The sequence below is a fragment of the Sporosarcina sp. FSL K6-1522 genome, assembly GCF_038622445.1.
GTDB lineage: Bacteria > Bacillota > Bacilli > Bacillales_A > Planococcaceae > Sporosarcina.
Genome location: NZ_CP152019.1, coordinates 392,339 through 409,166 on the forward strand (window position 1 = coordinate 392,339; position 16,828 = coordinate 409,166).

14 protein-coding genes are annotated in these 16,828 nt (G+C 41.5%); 5 read left to right on the forward strand and 9 right to left on the reverse strand.

All coding sequences use genetic code 11. The features are described 5' to 3' along the window. Positions 1 to 320 precede the first annotated feature (320 nt). The 3 genes from MKY34_RS01880 to MKY34_RS01890 form a co-directional block, all read right to left on the reverse strand. Complete coding sequence (locus tag MKY34_RS01880) at positions 321 to 932, reverse strand: response regulator transcription factor (protein ID WP_342513568.1); 612 nt, start codon at positions 930 to 932, stop codon at positions 321 to 323. Between the two features lies 1 nt (position 933). Next, positions 934 to 2,064 carry a sensor histidine kinase gene (locus MKY34_RS01885; protein ID WP_342513569.1) on the reverse strand — a complete coding sequence of 377 codons (1,131 nt, stop codon included), beginning with the start codon at positions 2,062 to 2,064 and terminating at the stop codon, positions 934 to 936. A 163-nt stretch (positions 2,065 to 2,227) separates the two neighbouring features. Further along, complete coding sequence (locus tag MKY34_RS01890; protein ID WP_342513570.1) at positions 2,228 to 3,280, reverse strand: fatty acid desaturase; 1,053 nt, start codon at positions 3,278 to 3,280, stop codon at positions 2,228 to 2,230. Between the two features lie 494 nt (positions 3,281 to 3,774). Between MKY34_RS01890 and MKY34_RS01895 the strand changes: the two genes are divergently transcribed. The 5 genes from MKY34_RS01895 to MKY34_RS01915 all read left to right on the forward strand — a co-directional run bounded on the left by MKY34_RS01895 (position 3,775) and on the right by MKY34_RS01915 (position 9,884). After that, positions 3,775 to 4,320 carry a cupin domain-containing protein gene (locus MKY34_RS01895; RefSeq protein WP_342513571.1) on the forward strand — a complete coding sequence of 182 codons (546 nt, stop codon included), beginning with the start codon at positions 3,775 to 3,777 and terminating at the stop codon, positions 4,318 to 4,320. Positions 4,321 to 4,343: 23 nt separating this feature from the next. Beyond that, positions 4,344 to 6,386, forward strand: coding sequence for a hydantoinase/oxoprolinase family protein (locus tag MKY34_RS01900; protein WP_342513572.1), 2,043 nt, complete (start codon positions 4,344 to 4,346; stop codon positions 6,384 to 6,386). Between the two features lies 1 nt (position 6,387). Beyond that, positions 6,388 to 8,124 (forward strand): hydantoinase B/oxoprolinase family protein, encoded by a 1,737-nt coding sequence (locus tag MKY34_RS01905; protein WP_342513573.1) that lies wholly within the window; start codon positions 6,388 to 6,390, stop codon positions 8,122 to 8,124. Between the two features lie 15 nt (positions 8,125 to 8,139). Beyond that, entirely contained in the window at positions 8,140 to 8,454 is a 315-nt protein-coding gene (locus MKY34_RS01910; RefSeq protein WP_342513574.1) for a cupin domain-containing protein, read from the forward strand. Between the two features lie 137 nt (positions 8,455 to 8,591). Beyond that, complete coding sequence (locus tag MKY34_RS01915; protein ID WP_342515164.1) at positions 8,592 to 9,884, forward strand: cytosine permease; 1,293 nt, start codon at positions 8,592 to 8,594, stop codon at positions 9,882 to 9,884. Positions 9,885 to 10,060: 176 nt separating this feature from the next. Here the strand turns inward: MKY34_RS01915 and MKY34_RS01920 are convergent, their stop codons facing one another. From MKY34_RS01920 to opp3b, 6 genes are all read right to left on the reverse strand, one after another. Beyond that, complete coding sequence (locus tag MKY34_RS01920) at positions 10,061 to 11,131, reverse strand: Xaa-Pro peptidase family protein (protein ID WP_342513575.1); 1,071 nt, start codon at positions 11,129 to 11,131, stop codon at positions 10,061 to 10,063. Between the two features lie 141 nt (positions 11,132 to 11,272). Continuing rightward, positions 11,273 to 12,349, reverse strand: coding sequence for a Xaa-Pro peptidase family protein (locus MKY34_RS01925; protein WP_342513576.1), 1,077 nt, complete (start codon positions 12,347 to 12,349; stop codon positions 11,273 to 11,275). Positions 12,350 to 12,401: 52 nt separating this feature from the next. Further along, positions 12,402 to 12,770, reverse strand: a complete 369-nt coding sequence (locus MKY34_RS01930; RefSeq protein WP_342513577.1) for a DUF3899 domain-containing protein — start codon at positions 12,768 to 12,770, stop codon at positions 12,402 to 12,404. A 27-nt stretch (positions 12,771 to 12,797) separates the two neighbouring features. Continuing rightward, positions 12,798 to 14,777: an ABC transporter ATP-binding protein gene (locus tag MKY34_RS01935; RefSeq protein WP_342513578.1), complete on the reverse strand. Its 1,980-nt coding sequence runs from the start codon at positions 14,775 to 14,777 to the stop codon at positions 12,798 to 12,800. An 11-nt stretch (positions 14,778 to 14,788) separates the two neighbouring features. Continuing rightward, complete coding sequence (opp3C, locus tag MKY34_RS01940) at positions 14,789 to 15,772, reverse strand: oligopeptide ABC transporter permease (protein WP_342515165.1); 984 nt, start codon at positions 15,770 to 15,772, stop codon at positions 14,789 to 14,791. A 19-nt stretch (positions 15,773 to 15,791) separates the two neighbouring features. Next, positions 15,792 to 16,730 (reverse strand): oligopeptide ABC transporter permease, encoded by a 939-nt coding sequence (gene opp3b, locus MKY34_RS01945; RefSeq protein WP_342513579.1) that lies wholly within the window; start codon positions 16,728 to 16,730, stop codon positions 15,792 to 15,794. Positions 16,731 to 16,828: the final 98 nt, after the last annotated feature.

Sequence of the window (16,828 nt, forward strand, 5' to 3'; positions counted from 1 at the left end):
TCAGTTCCTCTTTCTTTATACTAGTCATTAAAAGTGAAGAATCTCGTAGAACAATCATGAAGAATTTCTTAAGTTTGGGATTCCTTAAAGCGCACACACCGCCACAAGCTTTTCCGAATATACTAGACTAACGATTCGATGATGGGGGGCGTTTGATGGTTGGGGCAATGGGCCACAGCGGTTCGAGGAGGCGTTCCCACAGTCGATGCGCAATCATTTCGACAGGTTCATTGCTAGCACCTGTTTTCAAATGGATGGATTATCCACGCGCAAAAACTCCGCCAAGCAGTAAGCCATTGGCGGAGTTTTCTCGTTTTTACTTATTTATGCCAACCCTTTTCCTTGAAGCGAGAAATCGCTTCAATACGATTCCCCACGCCGAGCTTTTCAAGAATGGTAGAAATATAATTACGCACAGTTCCCGGCGTTAAATACAATTCACCTGCAATTTCCTTCGTCGTTCTGCCCTCCGCAATAAGCCCAAGCACTTGGCTTTCACGTTCTGTCAGCGGGTTTTCCGTCTCGTCATCATCGCCGTACGCAATATCGACGAGTTCCGGTGCATAAATTCGTCTGCCATCCATAATCGTTCGAATAGAGCTGACCAAGTCCTCAATCGGACTATCCTTCAACAAATAGCCCCGTACCCCCGCTTTCCGCGCACGCTCAAAATAACCCGTTCTTGCAAACGTCGTCAAAATGATGATTTTGCATTCTTCGCCGCGCAATGCTTCTGCCGCATCAAGCCCCGTCATGACAGGCATTTCAATGTCCATGATACAGACGTCTGGCTGCTGCTCCTTGACGAACGCAACCGCCTCTTCACCATTCTTCGCCTTGCCGACAACTTCCATATCTTCTTCAAGATTGAGCAATGAACCGAGCGCGCCCAGCATCATACCCTGATCTTCTGCTATGACAATACGTATCATGTCAATCTCCCTCCACAATATGTTTAATAACCGCAGGTACCCGAATCGATAACTTCGTACCCATGCCCCCCTCAATGCGTAAGTTGCCATTGATAAATTCCAACCGCTCCCGCATGCCTTTCAAGCCATTCCCCGGTGACGTTTCTCCACCTCGTGTAATGCCAATGCCATTATCTTCTACAATGATAACGAATTCGTTCGGCAATTGTTCAAACGCCACACGGCAAGACGTCCCGTAGCTATGCTTGACGACATTAGTCACAGCCTCCTTCAAGCACATGCTTAAAACGTTCTCCGCAATCGTGGGGATATTCGTAAACGTTGGATCGCCCTCAATGGTAAAATCCATCTCGGCTGCCTTCAATATTTGCTGAATACGAATCAGCTCATCTTCCAACTTCGTCGCCCGCATATCCGCCACAAGCTCCCGCACCTCTTTCAGTGCAATGCTCGCCGTCTGCCGAATATCATGCAACTCACTCACTGCCGCCTCCGGATTACGCGTCACCAGCTTCCCGGCCAAATCACTTTTCAAGCCAATGAGTGATAGCTTCTGCCCCAGTGTATCATGTAAGTCACGTGCAATCCGTTCTCGCTCTTCCAGGATGATGAGTTCCGAAATCCGCTCTTTCGCATCCTCTAACTGCCCCTCCAAATTCTCTCGCTTATTACGGTTATACAAATTGAATGGCAATAGCACCGTTCCAATAACCGAAATGAGGATAAAGTGAATTTGCGGCAGAAACAATTCGATTTCAATGAAAAAACCACCGACAATGGCCCCTACTGTAAAGGCAATATGCAGACCATACATAATGAAGAAACCGACCGGATTACGAATATTTCCAATGAAAAAGGCCGTAAATATAGCCAAATATACATAGCCAAACAGCAACGTCATGACAATATTAATGACCATTTCAAAACTGATCCACATATACACAAGTCCACTTTTTGATTTGAACGAAAAGCGATAGGACAAGAAGAACAGTAAAAATAACGTAATCCCTATGGAAATTTCAATTGGCGATGAAGATCTAAATATGAAAAAGAACGGTAACAGACAAAATATTGCCCACGCATAAATACTTAGCCATGGGTTCCTTGGAAAAATACTATACCAGCTTCGCATACCGTCCACCTTCCTAATCTTTCCCTTTCATTATAACAAAACAGCCATCCCTTTGAAGAGATGACTGTTTGTTGAGGCCTACAGGATGTAGGTCATGCAGTCGTTGCCACAGGACGTGGCGTACTTAGACTGCGTTCCTTCATGCAGGCGCCTTACGCTTTTCTTATTTCCCTTCAAAACTCGTACGTTTCGGTTTCAAGTCAATGGAAGTACCTGCGGATTTCAACAAGTTCTTTACATCTTTGAACGTAACAAATGTTTTGTTTTTTGGATCATAGAGACGGTAACGAATGGATTCCAAACTTGTTTTAATCGTAATCGTTGTCGCTTTATGAAGAGGTGGTGTTGACTCATGCGCCATCTCTAAGTTGTAATTCGGAACACGTGGTGCCAAATGATGCACATGGTGGAAACCGATATTGCCCGTCGCCCATTGCAACACTTTCGGCAATTTATAGTACGAACTGCCATCCACAGCCGCCTTCACATAGTCCCACTCCGACTCTTCTTCGAAATACGAGTCTTCAAACGTATGCTGGATGTAGAACAACCAAATACCAAGCGCCCCTGCAATAAACATGATTGACCCTTGAACAATCAGGAACGACTGCCAACCAACAAGCATAATCACAGCTGTATACAAGGCAACAAGAATGACATTCGTCAAATACGTATTGTTGCGCTCTTTCTTCCTTGCATCCTTACGGTTAAAACGGCTAGATACAAGCACTAAATACAAAGGACCAAGACCGAACATCACTAGCGGATTGCGGTACAAACGGTATGCAAGACGCTTTCCTTTCGATGCTGCGATATACTCATCAACAGTCATCACCCAAATATCACCAACACCGCGCTTATCAAGATTTGAACTTGTTGCATGGTGAATCGAATGCTCACGCTTCCATTTTTCATAGGCAAACAGCGTCAAAACACCTGTAACTGTACCAACAACATCATTTGCTTTTTTGTTTTTAAAGAACGAACCATGCGTACAATCATGGAAAATGATAAACGTACGAACAACAAATCCTGCTGCAATGACCGCAATTCCAAGTGTCAACCAAATGGACACGGACAAGCTCTGATATGCTAAAAACCATAATAAGAGAAATGGCGGGATCGTATTAATCATCTGCATAATACTTTTCTTCTGATCGGACTTCGCAAAAGGTGCAACATCTTTATGCAACTGCTTCGTTTTTTCTTTACTCATATTATCCTCCCCAGTGGATGTTTTTTCGCTCACATACTTCTTAACTCTCATAATAAAGAACTTTCTAACTTCGCAGAAGACATAAATGTCATTATATTCGATATGACAAGTGTCATTTATTGTGAAGGTATTCACAATAAATGACACCCTATATAGAACGTGGAATGCTACTTCGATATAAGACGTACAGAGAAAATACATAACCGGTAGATTCACTTTGAAATTGTAGTGATAACAGAATTCATTAATTTTCGCCTAAAATCTTTTAATAATCGATAAATTACTTTAAAACAGCAATTTAATCATCTTTTTTACACTTTTAACAGAAAAATAAACCCTTAAATTAACTGATTTTTGTAAATAGAGCTTCCATTCCGAATTTATTTATGCTATATTCAGAATAATTATAGTATAACTATAAAATTCACAATAAAATTAAGTCGTTTTTCACCATTATTATAGCGACACTATAATTTTATGAGGAGCTTTGCATCATGGAAGATATTCACAAAAAGATTAAGGCATTGCGTTTAGAAAACAATTTGACTTTGAAAGAGCTAAGTGAAGAAACAGGACTATCACTTAGTTTCCTTTCACAAATCGAAAGAGGTGCTTCTTCTTTATCCATTACATCTTTAAAAAAACTAGCAGACGCACTAGGTGTATCAATGATTCACTTCTTTGAAGAAGAAAAAGTAAATCATAGCTACTTGACACGTAAAGCGGACCAAAAAGTTTTTAAAATGAATGGCGGTGAACAGCTGTACACACGTTTAGCAGGTACTTTTTACGACCGCAAGCTTGAACCTGTGAAAGTGGTACTTCCTCCAAATTGGAAAGAAGAACATAGCTATAGCCATGCTGGAGAAGAATTTTTCTACATATTAGAAGGCGAGGTTATATTTCATCTGAATAAGGGGCGCTATCATTTAGTGGAAGGAGACACAATCCATTTCCCTTCTGAACTATTGCACACATGGGAAAATCCTACCTCTAAAATTACAACTATATTAAGTATAACAACACCACTTATTTTCTAACTATTTTAAGGAGCGTGACAGTAATGAGAGTAGCAACAGATATCGGAGGTACATTTACGGACCTCGTATATGTAGATGAAACGGGTCAAATCGGAATCGCAAAAACAAATACGACTCCACCGAATTTTGAAAAAGGCGTGTTAGACGTTATTGAAAAAGCTGAAATCGACACAAAAGAGCTTTCTATGTTTATTCACGGTACTACAGTCATTATTAACGCACTCACTGAACGCAAAGGTGCTAAAACAGGACTGATTACAACGAAAGGGTTCCGAGATATTTTGGAAATTGCAAGGGGAAATCGTCCAGATCTGTTTAACGTCCTCTATAAAAAGCCTGAACCATTTGTCGAAAGGCACTTGCGTCGCGAGGTAAATGAGCGCCTAAATTATAAAGGGGAAACCCTTTCACCACTGCGCCGTGAGGATGTCGAAGAATGCGTAAACTATTTTAAAAAAGAAAACGTTGAGGCAATCGCCGTCTCCTATATGCATTCTTATGTCAATCCATCACATGAACAAGAAACGGTAAAAATCATTAAAGAATTGTGGCCAGAAATACTTGTCACAGCATCAAGCGAAATTACAAAGGAATGGCGGGAATATGAAAGAACAAATACAGCTGTCCTAAACGCATATGTACAACCTGCTGCAACGACATATATTAATAAATTGGATAAAGAATTACGCGAAAAAATCGATATCGATCAGCGCTATATTATGCAATCCAATGGAGGCACAACAAAGTTTGATAATGCAAAAGCAGCTCCTATCAACATGGTTGAATCAGGACCAGTAGCCGGTATTTTCGGAGCAGCTGTCCTAGGCGAGCTTATTGGTGAAAAAAATATCATTGCTTTTGATATAGGTGGAACCACTGCAAAATGTTCACTCATCGAAAATGGAGAAGTGAAAGTTTCTACCGATTACTATATCGAAAGAGATAGTCGCAATGCAGGGTATCCCATTAAAGCACCCGTCGTTGATATTGTTGAAATTGGAAATGGCGGTGGATCCATTGCTTGGATTGACAACGCCGGTTCACTAAAAGTAGGCCCTCAATCTGCTGGAGCTAAACCTGGCCCCGTTGCATATGGATTAGGGGGAACGGAACCTACGACTACAGACGCAAACTTGTTAACGGGTCGCTTGTCCAGTAAAAACTTCGATTACGATGTAAATATGGATACTGTTAAACAAGCCATACAGGACAAGATCGGGAATCATTTCGGAATTTCCGCTGAAGAAGCTGCACTTGGCATTATTCGTATCGCAAATTCCAACATGCTAAATGCATTAAAATTGATTTCAATCCGAAAAGGACATAACCCACAAGATTTCACATTACTAGCATTTGGCGGCGGTGGTTCTATGCACGCCCCTGCTCTTGCGCTCGAACTTGGTGTGAAGAAGGTTGTCGTGCCAATCGCCTCACCTGTATTCTCAGCATGGGGAATGCTAATGACAGATTTGAGACACGACTACATTCAAACTTATATTAAGCGCTTAAATGAACTTTCTCTTACTGAAATGGATACGCAATGGAATGAAATTGAAAGTCATGCTCTTTCCCATTACAAAGACGAAGGGATGGCCGCTGAAAATGTAGAGTTTAATCGCTTTGCGGACATGCGCTATCTAGGACAGGAACATACAGTAAAAGTACCTGTTCCAAATGGGAAATGGTCTGAGGAAGACAAACACAAAATCATCGAAGACTTCCACAACCTTCATGAAAAAAATTATACGTTTAAACTCGATGATTCTCCAACTGAAATCGTGAATATTCATGTTACTGCTTTCGGTAAAGTACCTAAACCGGAAATAGGAAAAATCACACGTGTCGGTACTATCACTGATGCCAAAAAAGAAAATCGAAATATTTACTTTGAACAGAAGGGATGGATCAACACGCCCGTTTATGATCGCGAAAAGCTTCCATCCCATGAATTTATTTATGGTCCTGCTGTCATAGAGGAAAAAGCGGCTGTCACTGTCATTTATGAAAACCAAAAATTACATTTGGATGATTTCGGAAATATTATTATCGAAATGGAGGACAAATAATATGACAACTGCTATAAAAGTAGATCCATTCACACTAGAGATTGTAAAAGATTCTCTCCTAGCTGCCGGCGATGAGATGTTCGTTGCACTTGCACGTACATCTATGAGTCCAATTATTTATGAAGTACTTGATTATGCTAGCGGTCTAACAGACGCCAAAGGAAACCTACTCACCCAAGGAAATGGGGTAACCGGATTTATCGGCATGTTGACCTTCATGGTAAAAGAAACGTTAAAGAAATATCCTGGCGACAAGCTAAAACCAGGCGATGTCATCATTATCAATGACCCTTATAACGGAGGTGGCTCTCACCTTTCCGATGTTGGACTTGTTATGCCTATTTTCTATGAAGGTGAGCTCATCGCCTTCTCTGCAAATAAGGCACACTGGACTGAAGTTGGAGGAAAAGATCCTGGTTCATTTACAAATGATGCTGTAGATATTTTCCAAGAGGGCCTCCAATTTAATTGCATCAAATTGTATGACGAAGACCGATTAAACGAAGGTATCGTTGAAATTATCCGCGCTAATGTTCGTTTTCCAGACTTATCATTAGGCGATATGTGGGCGCAGGTTGCTGCATTACGCACAGGCGACCGCCGCTTAAAAGAACTTTGCGAAAAGCATCATAAAGAAACCATTTTAGCTGCGATTGACTACCTATTAGATCACGGAGAGACCATTTCCCGTCAGGAAATCAAAAAACTGCCGAAAGGGGTTTTTGAAGCTGAAGATTATATCGATACAGACGGAATGGGAAATGGCCCATTCAAAATCAAAGTAAAAGTCACGATTACGGATGATGATTTCATCTGTGATTTTCGTGGAAGTCACCCACAAGTCCCAGGCCCTATGAACTGTTCTTATACAGGACTTGTATCAGCAGTACGTGTCATTTTTCTCGCCATGACAAATCCGGAACAAGATGTAAACGATGGGGTGTTCCGCCCTCTTCAAGTACTCGTTGACCCGAAGTCAATTATGTCAGCTGAACGTCCGGTTCCCGTTTCTAATTACTTCGAAACACTGTTAGGTAGCCTCGATTTAGTATGGAAAGCTCTAGCACCACACTTACCTGATCGCCTTGGAGCTGGACATCATTTGTCAGTCAGCTCAGTTACTTTATCTGGAAATCATCAGGACACAGAGGAACCATTCTTAATTGTAGAGCCTTCTGTCGGGGGTTGGGGTGGAGCTCACGGACAAGATGGGGCTTCTGGTCAATTCTGTGTTGCAGATGGAGAAACATATAACGTTCCCGTAGAGGTTGCTGAGACCCGTTATGGTGTACTACTTGATGAATACAGCCTCCGTCAAGATGGAAATGGCGCAGGCGCTGGAGAATATATTGGAGGTAAAGGGGTTATCCGTGCTTACCGCGCATTGTCAGATAACCAAGCTGCTACAATCACTTATGGTAGAAACAAATTTTATCCATGGGGCATGAACAAAGGTCACGAGGGTTCCCCAAACGAATTTTATATTCACAAGGCAAATGGCGAAGTTGATGGCCCGTACGGTGTGTATCCACGATACAAGCTTCAAAAAAATGATGTCATCCGTTTAATGACCGGAACGGGTGGGGGTTACGGCAATCCTCTTGACCGTCCAGTAGAAAAAGTAGTGAAAGACGTTAAAAATGGTTACTTCACAATCGAAGAAGCGAAGAAACACTTCCTAGTCGATATCAATCCAGACACATTCGATTATATAGAGTTACCAGGAAGATCATTATAATTTGGGGGTACTATTATGAAAATCGAACAGCCTAAAATGACAAAAGAAATTGTACAATCTCTTTTTCAAGATAAATTTCCTGGGGCAGGGGTAGATTTCGGATTCGTCTCTATCCCTGCGGGAGCAAGACTACCGGTGGAAGGAACCAATTTCCATGAAGAACATGAATACTCTTTCATTATAAAAGGAGGCTTATCCGGCGAAAGTGGTGGGGAAGCTTTCGAAATAAAGACAGGAGAAGCGTCTTATATCCCGGCAGGAGAAGCCCATTGGTGTGTCAATAAAGGCGACGATTCATGTGATTTGGTATATGCATTGGTAAAAGGCTAATTTCTTTGGGGGGAGAATGAAAAAGAATAGGCGGATACTTTATCTACCTATTCTTTTTTAACACTACAATAGGGGTGGGTAAAATGGTACAGACAAATACGGCAGGTAGAGCAAAGCAAAACAGTTCCGATGGCTTCATGGATCAAGACCAAGCATTAGATGCTATTCCTGAATCCGCACGCCAACATTGGATTACGCCTACTATGATTTTTGGAGGATTAGAATTCACCATTCCTGTTCTTATGGTTGGTGCAGCATTAACTGCAAGTTTTGGATTATCAAAGATCCTTTTAATATTAATCATTGCTTTATTCGGATTTCAATGGCTTGGAAATACGCTACAAGGATATATCGGAGCTAAAACGGGACGTTCTTCCTCCGTCATTTCACGCTCTAGCTTCGGGGCAGTCCAAGCAAAAGTGATTGTCGGCTTTACGATTTTCATTGTTTCGCTCGGATGGTGGGCATTACAAACCGCCGTTGCAGGAAATGCGATTTCCGCCATGTTCGGGATCGATTACCAACATAACTGGGCTGCTTGGGCAACCGTAACAACTATCTGCGGATTGCTTTTTGCACTACCTTCCATTATCGGCTATAGCTCCATGAAATGGACAGATTACATCGCTGTTCCAGCCGGTCTTGTTTTAATCGGAGGCGGGATTTACTATGCACTAAGAAATATTGGATGGGAAACGATTACTTCTTGGCAACCCGAACCATCGATGACAATATGGGCTGCAATCAGTTTAGTTATCGGGGCAAATGTTTCTCAATGGGTCATCGCTTCAGATTATACACGTTATGCAAAACCCACATGGAAAGATAATTTCATTATTCCAAGTGGAATCATACTCGTTGGTCTTCCTCTTTTTGTGGTCGGTGCTGTAATGGCCGTAGGCGTTGGAGATGCTGATATTGTAAACGTTATGATGGGACTTGGTTTCCCAGTTTGGGGCTTCCTTATTCTTTGGTTTGCCACTTGGACTTCCCAACTTGTCAATAACTACAGTATGGGACTCGCACTAGCAAATATCTTCAATGTTAACTCCGGAAAAGGTCGAGCTCTTCTAACACTTCTTGGTACCATTCTAGCCATAATTGTTGCACTAATGGGAATACTTGATTACTTCATGGATTTTCTATACTTAACAGCTTTGCTTTACCCAGCAATCGGTGGCGTCATGATAGCTGATTTCTTTGTTGTTCGCAAACAGCAATGGGAAGATCATAACGGTTGGAACTGGATGGCAACTATTGCAATGATTGCAGGTATCTTTGTTGGTTATCTCACACAATACGTATCTCCATGGGGACTTCCAGCAGTTCAATCTCTCATTGTGTCCATTATCGTATATATCATTGCAATGAAGTTAAAAAAGAATATTGCTCCTGATCAGTTCACAGTTGATAGTGCTATGCAAAAATAATAACTGAATGATCAATGTAGTTAACAAACAAATTAATTGCAATATTAACACCCAAAGAAAGCCGAACCTATTTTCAAGGTTCGGCTTCCGTATTGTAAAACTATCCAAGTAATTCATATAGAAAATTGTTGTGTAAAATTATCTTTGCAACTAAGTATCCTCTGGCTTAGGATCCTTCACAACTTAATCAGCTGTTTAGGCGACAATGTCAAAATCTCAATCTCATTTTCTTTCACCAAAATATCATCTTCAATCCTAATCCCACCTAGCCCCGGAATGTAGATACCTGGTTCAATCGTGACAATCATTCCCGGAAGCAATATATCTGTATTAACCTTCGCAAAGAAAGGCTCTTCATGAATATCAAGACCGATGCCGTGCCCAAGACCATGTCCAAAATATTGGCCATATCCTTTTCCGTCTATATAATCTCTGGCGATAGCATCTATCTCATTTGCTGCCATTCCGGCTTTAATCGTATCCAACGTCAGCTGTAGCGCATCATTGACAACCGTATAAATTTCCACTAGTTTCGCATCCGGTTCCCCTACTGCAAGTGTTCGCGTCATATCTGATCTATATCCCTCATACAACGCTCCGTAATCTAGAGTGACCATATCCCCTTGTTCAATGACTTTATCACTCGCAACACCATGTGGAAGTGCCCCACGATGACCAGAAGCCACAATTAATGAGTGCGATGAATTTCCACTTGCCCCTTGCTTTTTCATGAAATATTCCAATTCAATGGCAACTTCCTGTTCTGTTATACCCGGGCGAATCACGCTTTGAATATGAGTGAAAGCAGCATCTCCGATTACGGCCGCTTTTCTAATCTTTTCAATTTCTACTTCATTTTTAACAAGTCTAAGCCTTTCCACAATTTTAGTTGTTGGAACAAGATTTTCAGTGATTGCATTTTTTAATTGAGTATACATGTTAAAATTCATTTCACCGGCTTCAAATCCTAGGTTTGTAATCCCAAGCCTACTCACGTTATCTACTATGCTGTCCATTACTGCCCGGGATGATCCATGGATATTGATTTCATAGCCTGTAATTTGTTCATGAGCCTGCTCTCCATAACGATAATCCGTTAAAAACACAGCATCGTTTTGCGTAATTAAAACCATACCTGCACTGCCTGTAAAACCCGTTAAATACCGACGATTTTGTTCGTTCGTAACAAGTAACCCATCAATCCCAAACTCTTCAAATAGACCCCTAATCTGATTAACTTTATCCATCAAAACCACTCCTTCTATTCGTTAACTACCTTTTTCTCTTGCACATATGTTATTGCAATTTTGATGCCAACCTGCTTGCTTCAAAAAATATAAGGGTTGCGTATGCTTGAATCCCCCAGCACCAGCAACCCAGTATTCAGTTTACAAAATCAACAATTCCTTCGTAGATGGAGATAATACCTCGCATCCCTCTTCCGTAATTAGAAGCATATCTTCAATCCGGGCGCCTCCAATGCCTTTCAAATAGATGCCCGGTTCGATTGTAATCACCATGCCTGGCAATAAGATTTTTTCTGAGTCTACAGAGAATAGCGGTTTTTCGTGCACCTCTAGCCCAATCCCATGGCCAGTACCCGTACCCGAATATTGATTGTAGCCCGTTTCAATTAAGACATCCCTCATGTACTTATCCACTTCTTGGTCTGTTAAGCCCGCCTTTAAATGATTTGCACAGTTTGTAAACGATCGAAGAACAACTTGTTGGATTTCTTTTAATTCCTCTCTTGGTTCCCCTAACGACACAACTCGGGAAATGTCGGACCAATAGCCATTATAATTTGTCCCAAAATCAATCGTAATCATATCCCCTTTTTCAAGCACCTTATCACTAGCCCGCCCATGTGGCAGTGAAGCCCTAGCACCTGAAGCAACAATCGGGCTGAATGTCGAAGTCATACCGCCATTCTTTTTAATGAAGCTCTCCAATTCTCCAGCGACCTCTAACTCCGTAAGCCCCGGACGGATGATATCCACGACATGGACGAAAGCATCATCTGTGATTTTAGAGGAAATTCGTATGTTTTCAATCTCCTCTGGTGACTTCACCATGCGTAGATTTTCCACCGCATCATATGTTGGAACAAGCTCCGCATTAACAAGACCTTTCAACTTCGTATAATTACCGAAATTCAAATGTTGTTGCTCAAAACCTAATTGCTTAATCCCTAATTCATTAACTTGCTTCGCTACTTCGTCATAGATTTTATGTTTGTGCCCTGTATGTTCAGCATGCAAGACCACATCCATATTCGTTTGATTGGTTGCCTGTTCAAAGTAGCGATAATCCGTTATAAATCGTGCATCATCTTTCGTAATGAGTACCACTCCATTACTTCCCGTAAAGCCAGATATATAACGGCGATTCCAGTCCCCATTGATCATCAACCCATCAATCTTTAACTCATCAAATCGGTTCCGAAGCTTCGTGATTCTATCCATTATTTTTCCCCCTATATGATTAGTAGTTGTAAAACTGTACTTCTAGCACCCTTTAAAATAGATAATATGGAAAAATCGTCGTTATCACGATAATGGTTATCCCTGTAAATAATGTGTATTGAGCAAATGGAGACGTCATTGCGGACCGCGCGGGGTATTTACTTTCCCCATTCACCAATGATACGTAAGCCTCTGCCTTTGACGAGTTTTTCAGTAGTTTAGCAAAGCTATATAAAAAGAAGTCAAATACACCTTTCCCCAAAAGCCACAGCCCCCCGCCGAACATAAACAGTACTAGGCCTATAAGAAAGAACTGATCCCACAAGACAACGCTTACATCAAAAATCAAAAATAGCACTGCCACTAGGGCAATAAATATAAACGTCACTTTGTATGCTTTTTTCTTCATCACTTTTGTCATTTTGAACAAATCCTTGTTTGAAAATTGTTAGACTAAAAGACCATCATCTACCACTTGCTTGTGATACAATTCATACTCCTTCTCCGTACATGCGACCCAATGTCCTTGCGAAACCTCTCTTAGTACACAATCTTCTGCCGCCAGAGCCCATTCTTCCTTATGCACTCGTTTTCTCATTTTCTCAACTTTCGGATCCGGAATTGGTATCGCGGATAACAACGACTTTGTGTACGGATGTAGCGGATTATCGTACAATTCATTACTCTCAGCTACTTCAACCAATCTACCTTGATACATGACACCCACTCGATCACTAATATATTTAACCATCGATAAATCATGGGCGATAAATAAATACGTAAGGTTTTTCTCTCTTTGTAGCTTCTTTAGCAAATTTGTAATTTGTGCTTGAATTGAGACATCCAGTGCCGAAATCGGTTCATCCGCAATGATGAATTCCGGATCTACCGCAAGCGCACGCGCAATCCCGATTCGTTGTCTTTGTCCACCGCTAAATTCATGAGGATAACGATTCGCATGCTCTTCCAGTAAACCGACCGTTTTCAATAACTCATAGACCTTTTCCATCCGTTCTTTTTTAGATGTATACAAGCCATGAATATCCATTCCTTCTGCTATAATATCAGCCACAGTCCACCTTGGATTCAGCGATGAATATGGATCTTGGAAAATCATTTGGATGTCTTTCGTTAAACTCAGTTTGTTTTTCTGACGAATATCAGCGCCTTTAAAATAGATTTCACCTTCAGTTGCGTTATAAAGCCGAATCAGAGTTCTTCCTGTCGTTGATTTCCCACAACCTGATTCTCCAACAAGCCCAAAAGTTTCTCCTTTGTAAATCTCAAAAGAAACACCATCAACCGCTTTGATTGTCCGGTTTTTGCCTCCATTAAAATGCTGTTTTAACCCTTTAACCTCCAGCAATTTCTCCTGACTAATTGCTTTGACAGTTGCTTTACTACTATTACTCTTTTTATGCATCTGCCTCTTAGTAAGTCTTTGTGCAACTGATGCTGCCTTATCATGCAATAACCAGGTTGCCGCGTAATGCGTATCGGACACTTTAAACATGGGTGGTTCATGGATAAAGTCAATCTTTAATGCATGTTCATTTCGTAATGCAAACGCATCTCCAGTCGGAGGATACAATAAATTAGGGGGAGACCCCGGTATCGTTTGCAGCTCATCTTGTCCTGTATTCAAATCGGGCATAGCAGCCAATAATCCCTTCGTATAAGGATGCTGCGGATTGTAGAACACTTCTTCCGTTTTTCCGATTTCAACGACTTTCCCCGCGTACATTACCGCCACACGATCAGCTATATTCGCCACGACACCTAAGTCATGCGTAATAAAAATAATGGATGTCCCCATCTTTTTTTGAATATCCTTCAGTAATTCCAATACCTGTGCCTGAACCGTTACATCAAGCGCAGTCGTCGGCTCGTCTGCAATTAAAATTTCTGGATTACATGCGAGCGCCATGGCTATGACTACACGTTGTTGCATACCACCAGAGAATTGATGAGGATATTGCTTCACCCGTTCTTCCGGGTTCGTAATTCCGACTAAATCCAATAACTCAATCGCTTTCTTTTCTGCTTCTTTTCTTGAGAGCCTCTGATGCACCATAATCCCCTCAATGATTTGATTGTTTACTGTCATTGTCGGATTTAGCGATGTCATTGGATCTTGAAATATGATGGAAATATCGGATCCACGAATCCCCATTAACTCTTTTGTTGAAAACTTTGTAATATCTCGATTTTTGTACAGGATACTCCCCTTAGCAATCCTTCCAGCCGGTTTCGGTATCAACCCCATGATACTTTTCGACATAACTGATTTTCCAGACCCCGATTCGCCAACAATGGCTAGCGTTTCACCTTGATATAAATCAAATGAAACACCCCGAACAGCCTTCACTTCTCCGTCATATGTATCAAAAGAGATATGCAAATCTTCTACTGATAAGATTTTTTCCACTTCATTCACCTCTATTTTTTCATTTTCGGATCAAATGAATCTCGAAGGCCATCACCAAGTAAGTTAAAACTAATCATTATTAAACTGATAATGACAGAAGAGAACAATAGCATATGCGGGTATATTTTAAGCATCTTAAAACCATCGTTCACAATCGTCCCTAACGAAGCCGTCGGCGGTTGAAGCCCCAGCCCGATAAAACTCAAAAAGGCTTCTGTAAATATTGCCGATGGAATCGTAAACATCGTCGTAATAATAATCGGCCCCAGCGAATTGGGTATTAAATGCCCCCATATAAGCCGATTATCATTTGCGCCCAACGTTCTTGATGCCAGGACAAACTCCTGCCCTTTCAATTTTAAAACTTGCCCCCGCACGATTCTCGCCATATTCACCCATCCAACAATCACCATTGCTAATGTAATCGATACAATTCCCGGCTGTAATACTAGGATTAACAAGATGACAACAATCAGATTAGGGATTCCCATTAGTACTTCAATGATTCGTTGCATAACGTTGTCAACCCGACCTCCGTAATAAGCAGAAACGCTACCATATGCAACCCCTATTAACAGGTCCAATGTCGCTGCTAAAAAAGCAATATACAAAGATATTCTCGTCCCTTGCCAGATACGAGTCCACAAGTCCCGCCCCAAATCATCTGTGCCAAACCAAAAATACTCCGATACACCTTTCGCCTCGTACTGGTCCGTTCCGCGTATATCTACGCCATTCATTCCTAAAAATGATACGTTCTCCAGCACAGGAATCTTAGGCGGCAAATTTGCTCTCGTTAAATCCTGTTCATCAAAACCATGCCCATTCATTAACGGGCCAAATATCGCCAAAAATATAATCACCACAATTAGGATTAACCCCGTAAGCGCGCCTTTATTTTTCCGCAAGCGAATCCAGGAATCTTTCCAAAAAGTCGAAGATGGGCGTCCTGCTTTTTTCTGCGTCTTAAATGCTTGTCCTGCTTCTTCGAACAAATCATCGTTTAATTCAATTTCATCTACCTTCACGTTGCCCACCTCCTGAAAGTCGGATTCTCGGATCAATAACGCCGTATAACAAATCTACAATCAAAATAACGACAATGAATAAAAAGCTATAAAATAACGTAACTCCCATAATTACGGGGTAATCATTGGTCAATATCGACTTGACAAATTGTTCCCCTAAACCAGGCACACTAAATATTTTCTCAACCACTAACGTCCCGGTCATCAATGCCACCGTTAGCGGACCTAAAATCGTAATAATGGGAATCATAGCATTACGCAAACCATGCTTCCAGACAACGAGAAATTCACTAATACCTTTCGCACGGGCAGTCGTAATGTATTCATTTCCCAGCACATCGAGCATTTCCGTTCGCATAAACCGGGCCATCGTAGCTACTACAAAAGCAGAAAGTGCGATTGTTGGAAGGATGGAATACTCAAACCCTTCCCAAAATGCAACAGGTAACCATTGCAAGCGCACGCCCACCCAGTACTGAAGAAGTCCCGCCAATACAAAGTTCGGAATCGACAGCCCCAGAACCGCCACCACCATAGCCCCGTAATCGACGAACGTATTATGCCTCAAGGCAGCAATAATCCCCAAAAAGAGCCCAATAATCGTGCCGACCACTAGTGATTGCGCTCCAAGTATAGCCGACACACCAATCCTCTCTCCTATAATGCTTGTGACGGATCGCCCATCAAATTGAAACGATACACCGAAATCACCTTTTGTAATATTTCCCATGTATTTAAGATATTGAACGGACATCGGCTCGTTTAAGCCATATCTTTCAGCTAATACTTCTTTTTGAGTCGGTGTTAAGCGTTCGTCATTAAATGGAGAACCCGGTAACGTTTGCATTAAAAAAAATGTGAAAGATGAGATAAGCAGGAATGTGAATATCATGTACATGATTCTACTTACAATGTATTTTTTCACGCAAGTCACCGCCTTTTTCTTGGTGTATAATTTTGTGAAAAATCAAAAGCGCAGGGCGCCTGCTTAGATGCGACAGGCATAAGGCGAGCTGACAGCGT

Coding starts and splice junctions, on each gene's coding strand:
- MKY34_RS01880 (WP_342513568.1), bottom strand. CDS start 932: ATGATACGTATTGTCATAGCAGAAGATCAGGGTATGATGCTGGGCGCG.
- MKY34_RS01885 (WP_342513569.1), bottom strand. CDS start 2,064: ATGCGAAGCTGGTATAGTATTTTTCCAAGGAACCCATGGCTAAGTATT.
- MKY34_RS01890 (WP_342513570.1), bottom strand. CDS start 3,280: ATGAGTAAAGAAAAAACGAAGCAGTTGCATAAAGATGTTGCACCTTTT.
- MKY34_RS01895 (WP_342513571.1), top strand. CDS start 3,775: ATGGAAGATATTCACAAAAAGATTAAGGCATTGCGTTTAGAAAACAAT.
- MKY34_RS01900 (WP_342513572.1), top strand. CDS start 4,344: ATGAGAGTAGCAACAGATATCGGAGGTACATTTACGGACCTCGTATAT.
- MKY34_RS01905 (WP_342513573.1), top strand. CDS start 6,388: ATGACAACTGCTATAAAAGTAGATCCATTCACACTAGAGATTGTAAAA.
- MKY34_RS01910 (WP_342513574.1), top strand. CDS start 8,140: ATGAAAATCGAACAGCCTAAAATGACAAAAGAAATTGTACAATCTCTT.
- MKY34_RS01915 (WP_342515164.1), top strand. CDS start 8,592: ATGGATCAAGACCAAGCATTAGATGCTATTCCTGAATCCGCACGCCAA.
- MKY34_RS01920 (WP_342513575.1), bottom strand. CDS start 11,131: ATGGATAAAGTTAATCAGATTAGGGGTCTATTTGAAGAGTTTGGGATT.
- MKY34_RS01925 (WP_342513576.1), bottom strand. CDS start 12,349: ATGGATAGAATCACGAAGCTTCGGAACCGATTTGATGAGTTAAAGATT.
- MKY34_RS01930 (WP_342513577.1), bottom strand. CDS start 12,770: ATGACAAAAGTGATGAAGAAAAAAGCATACAAAGTGACGTTTATATTT.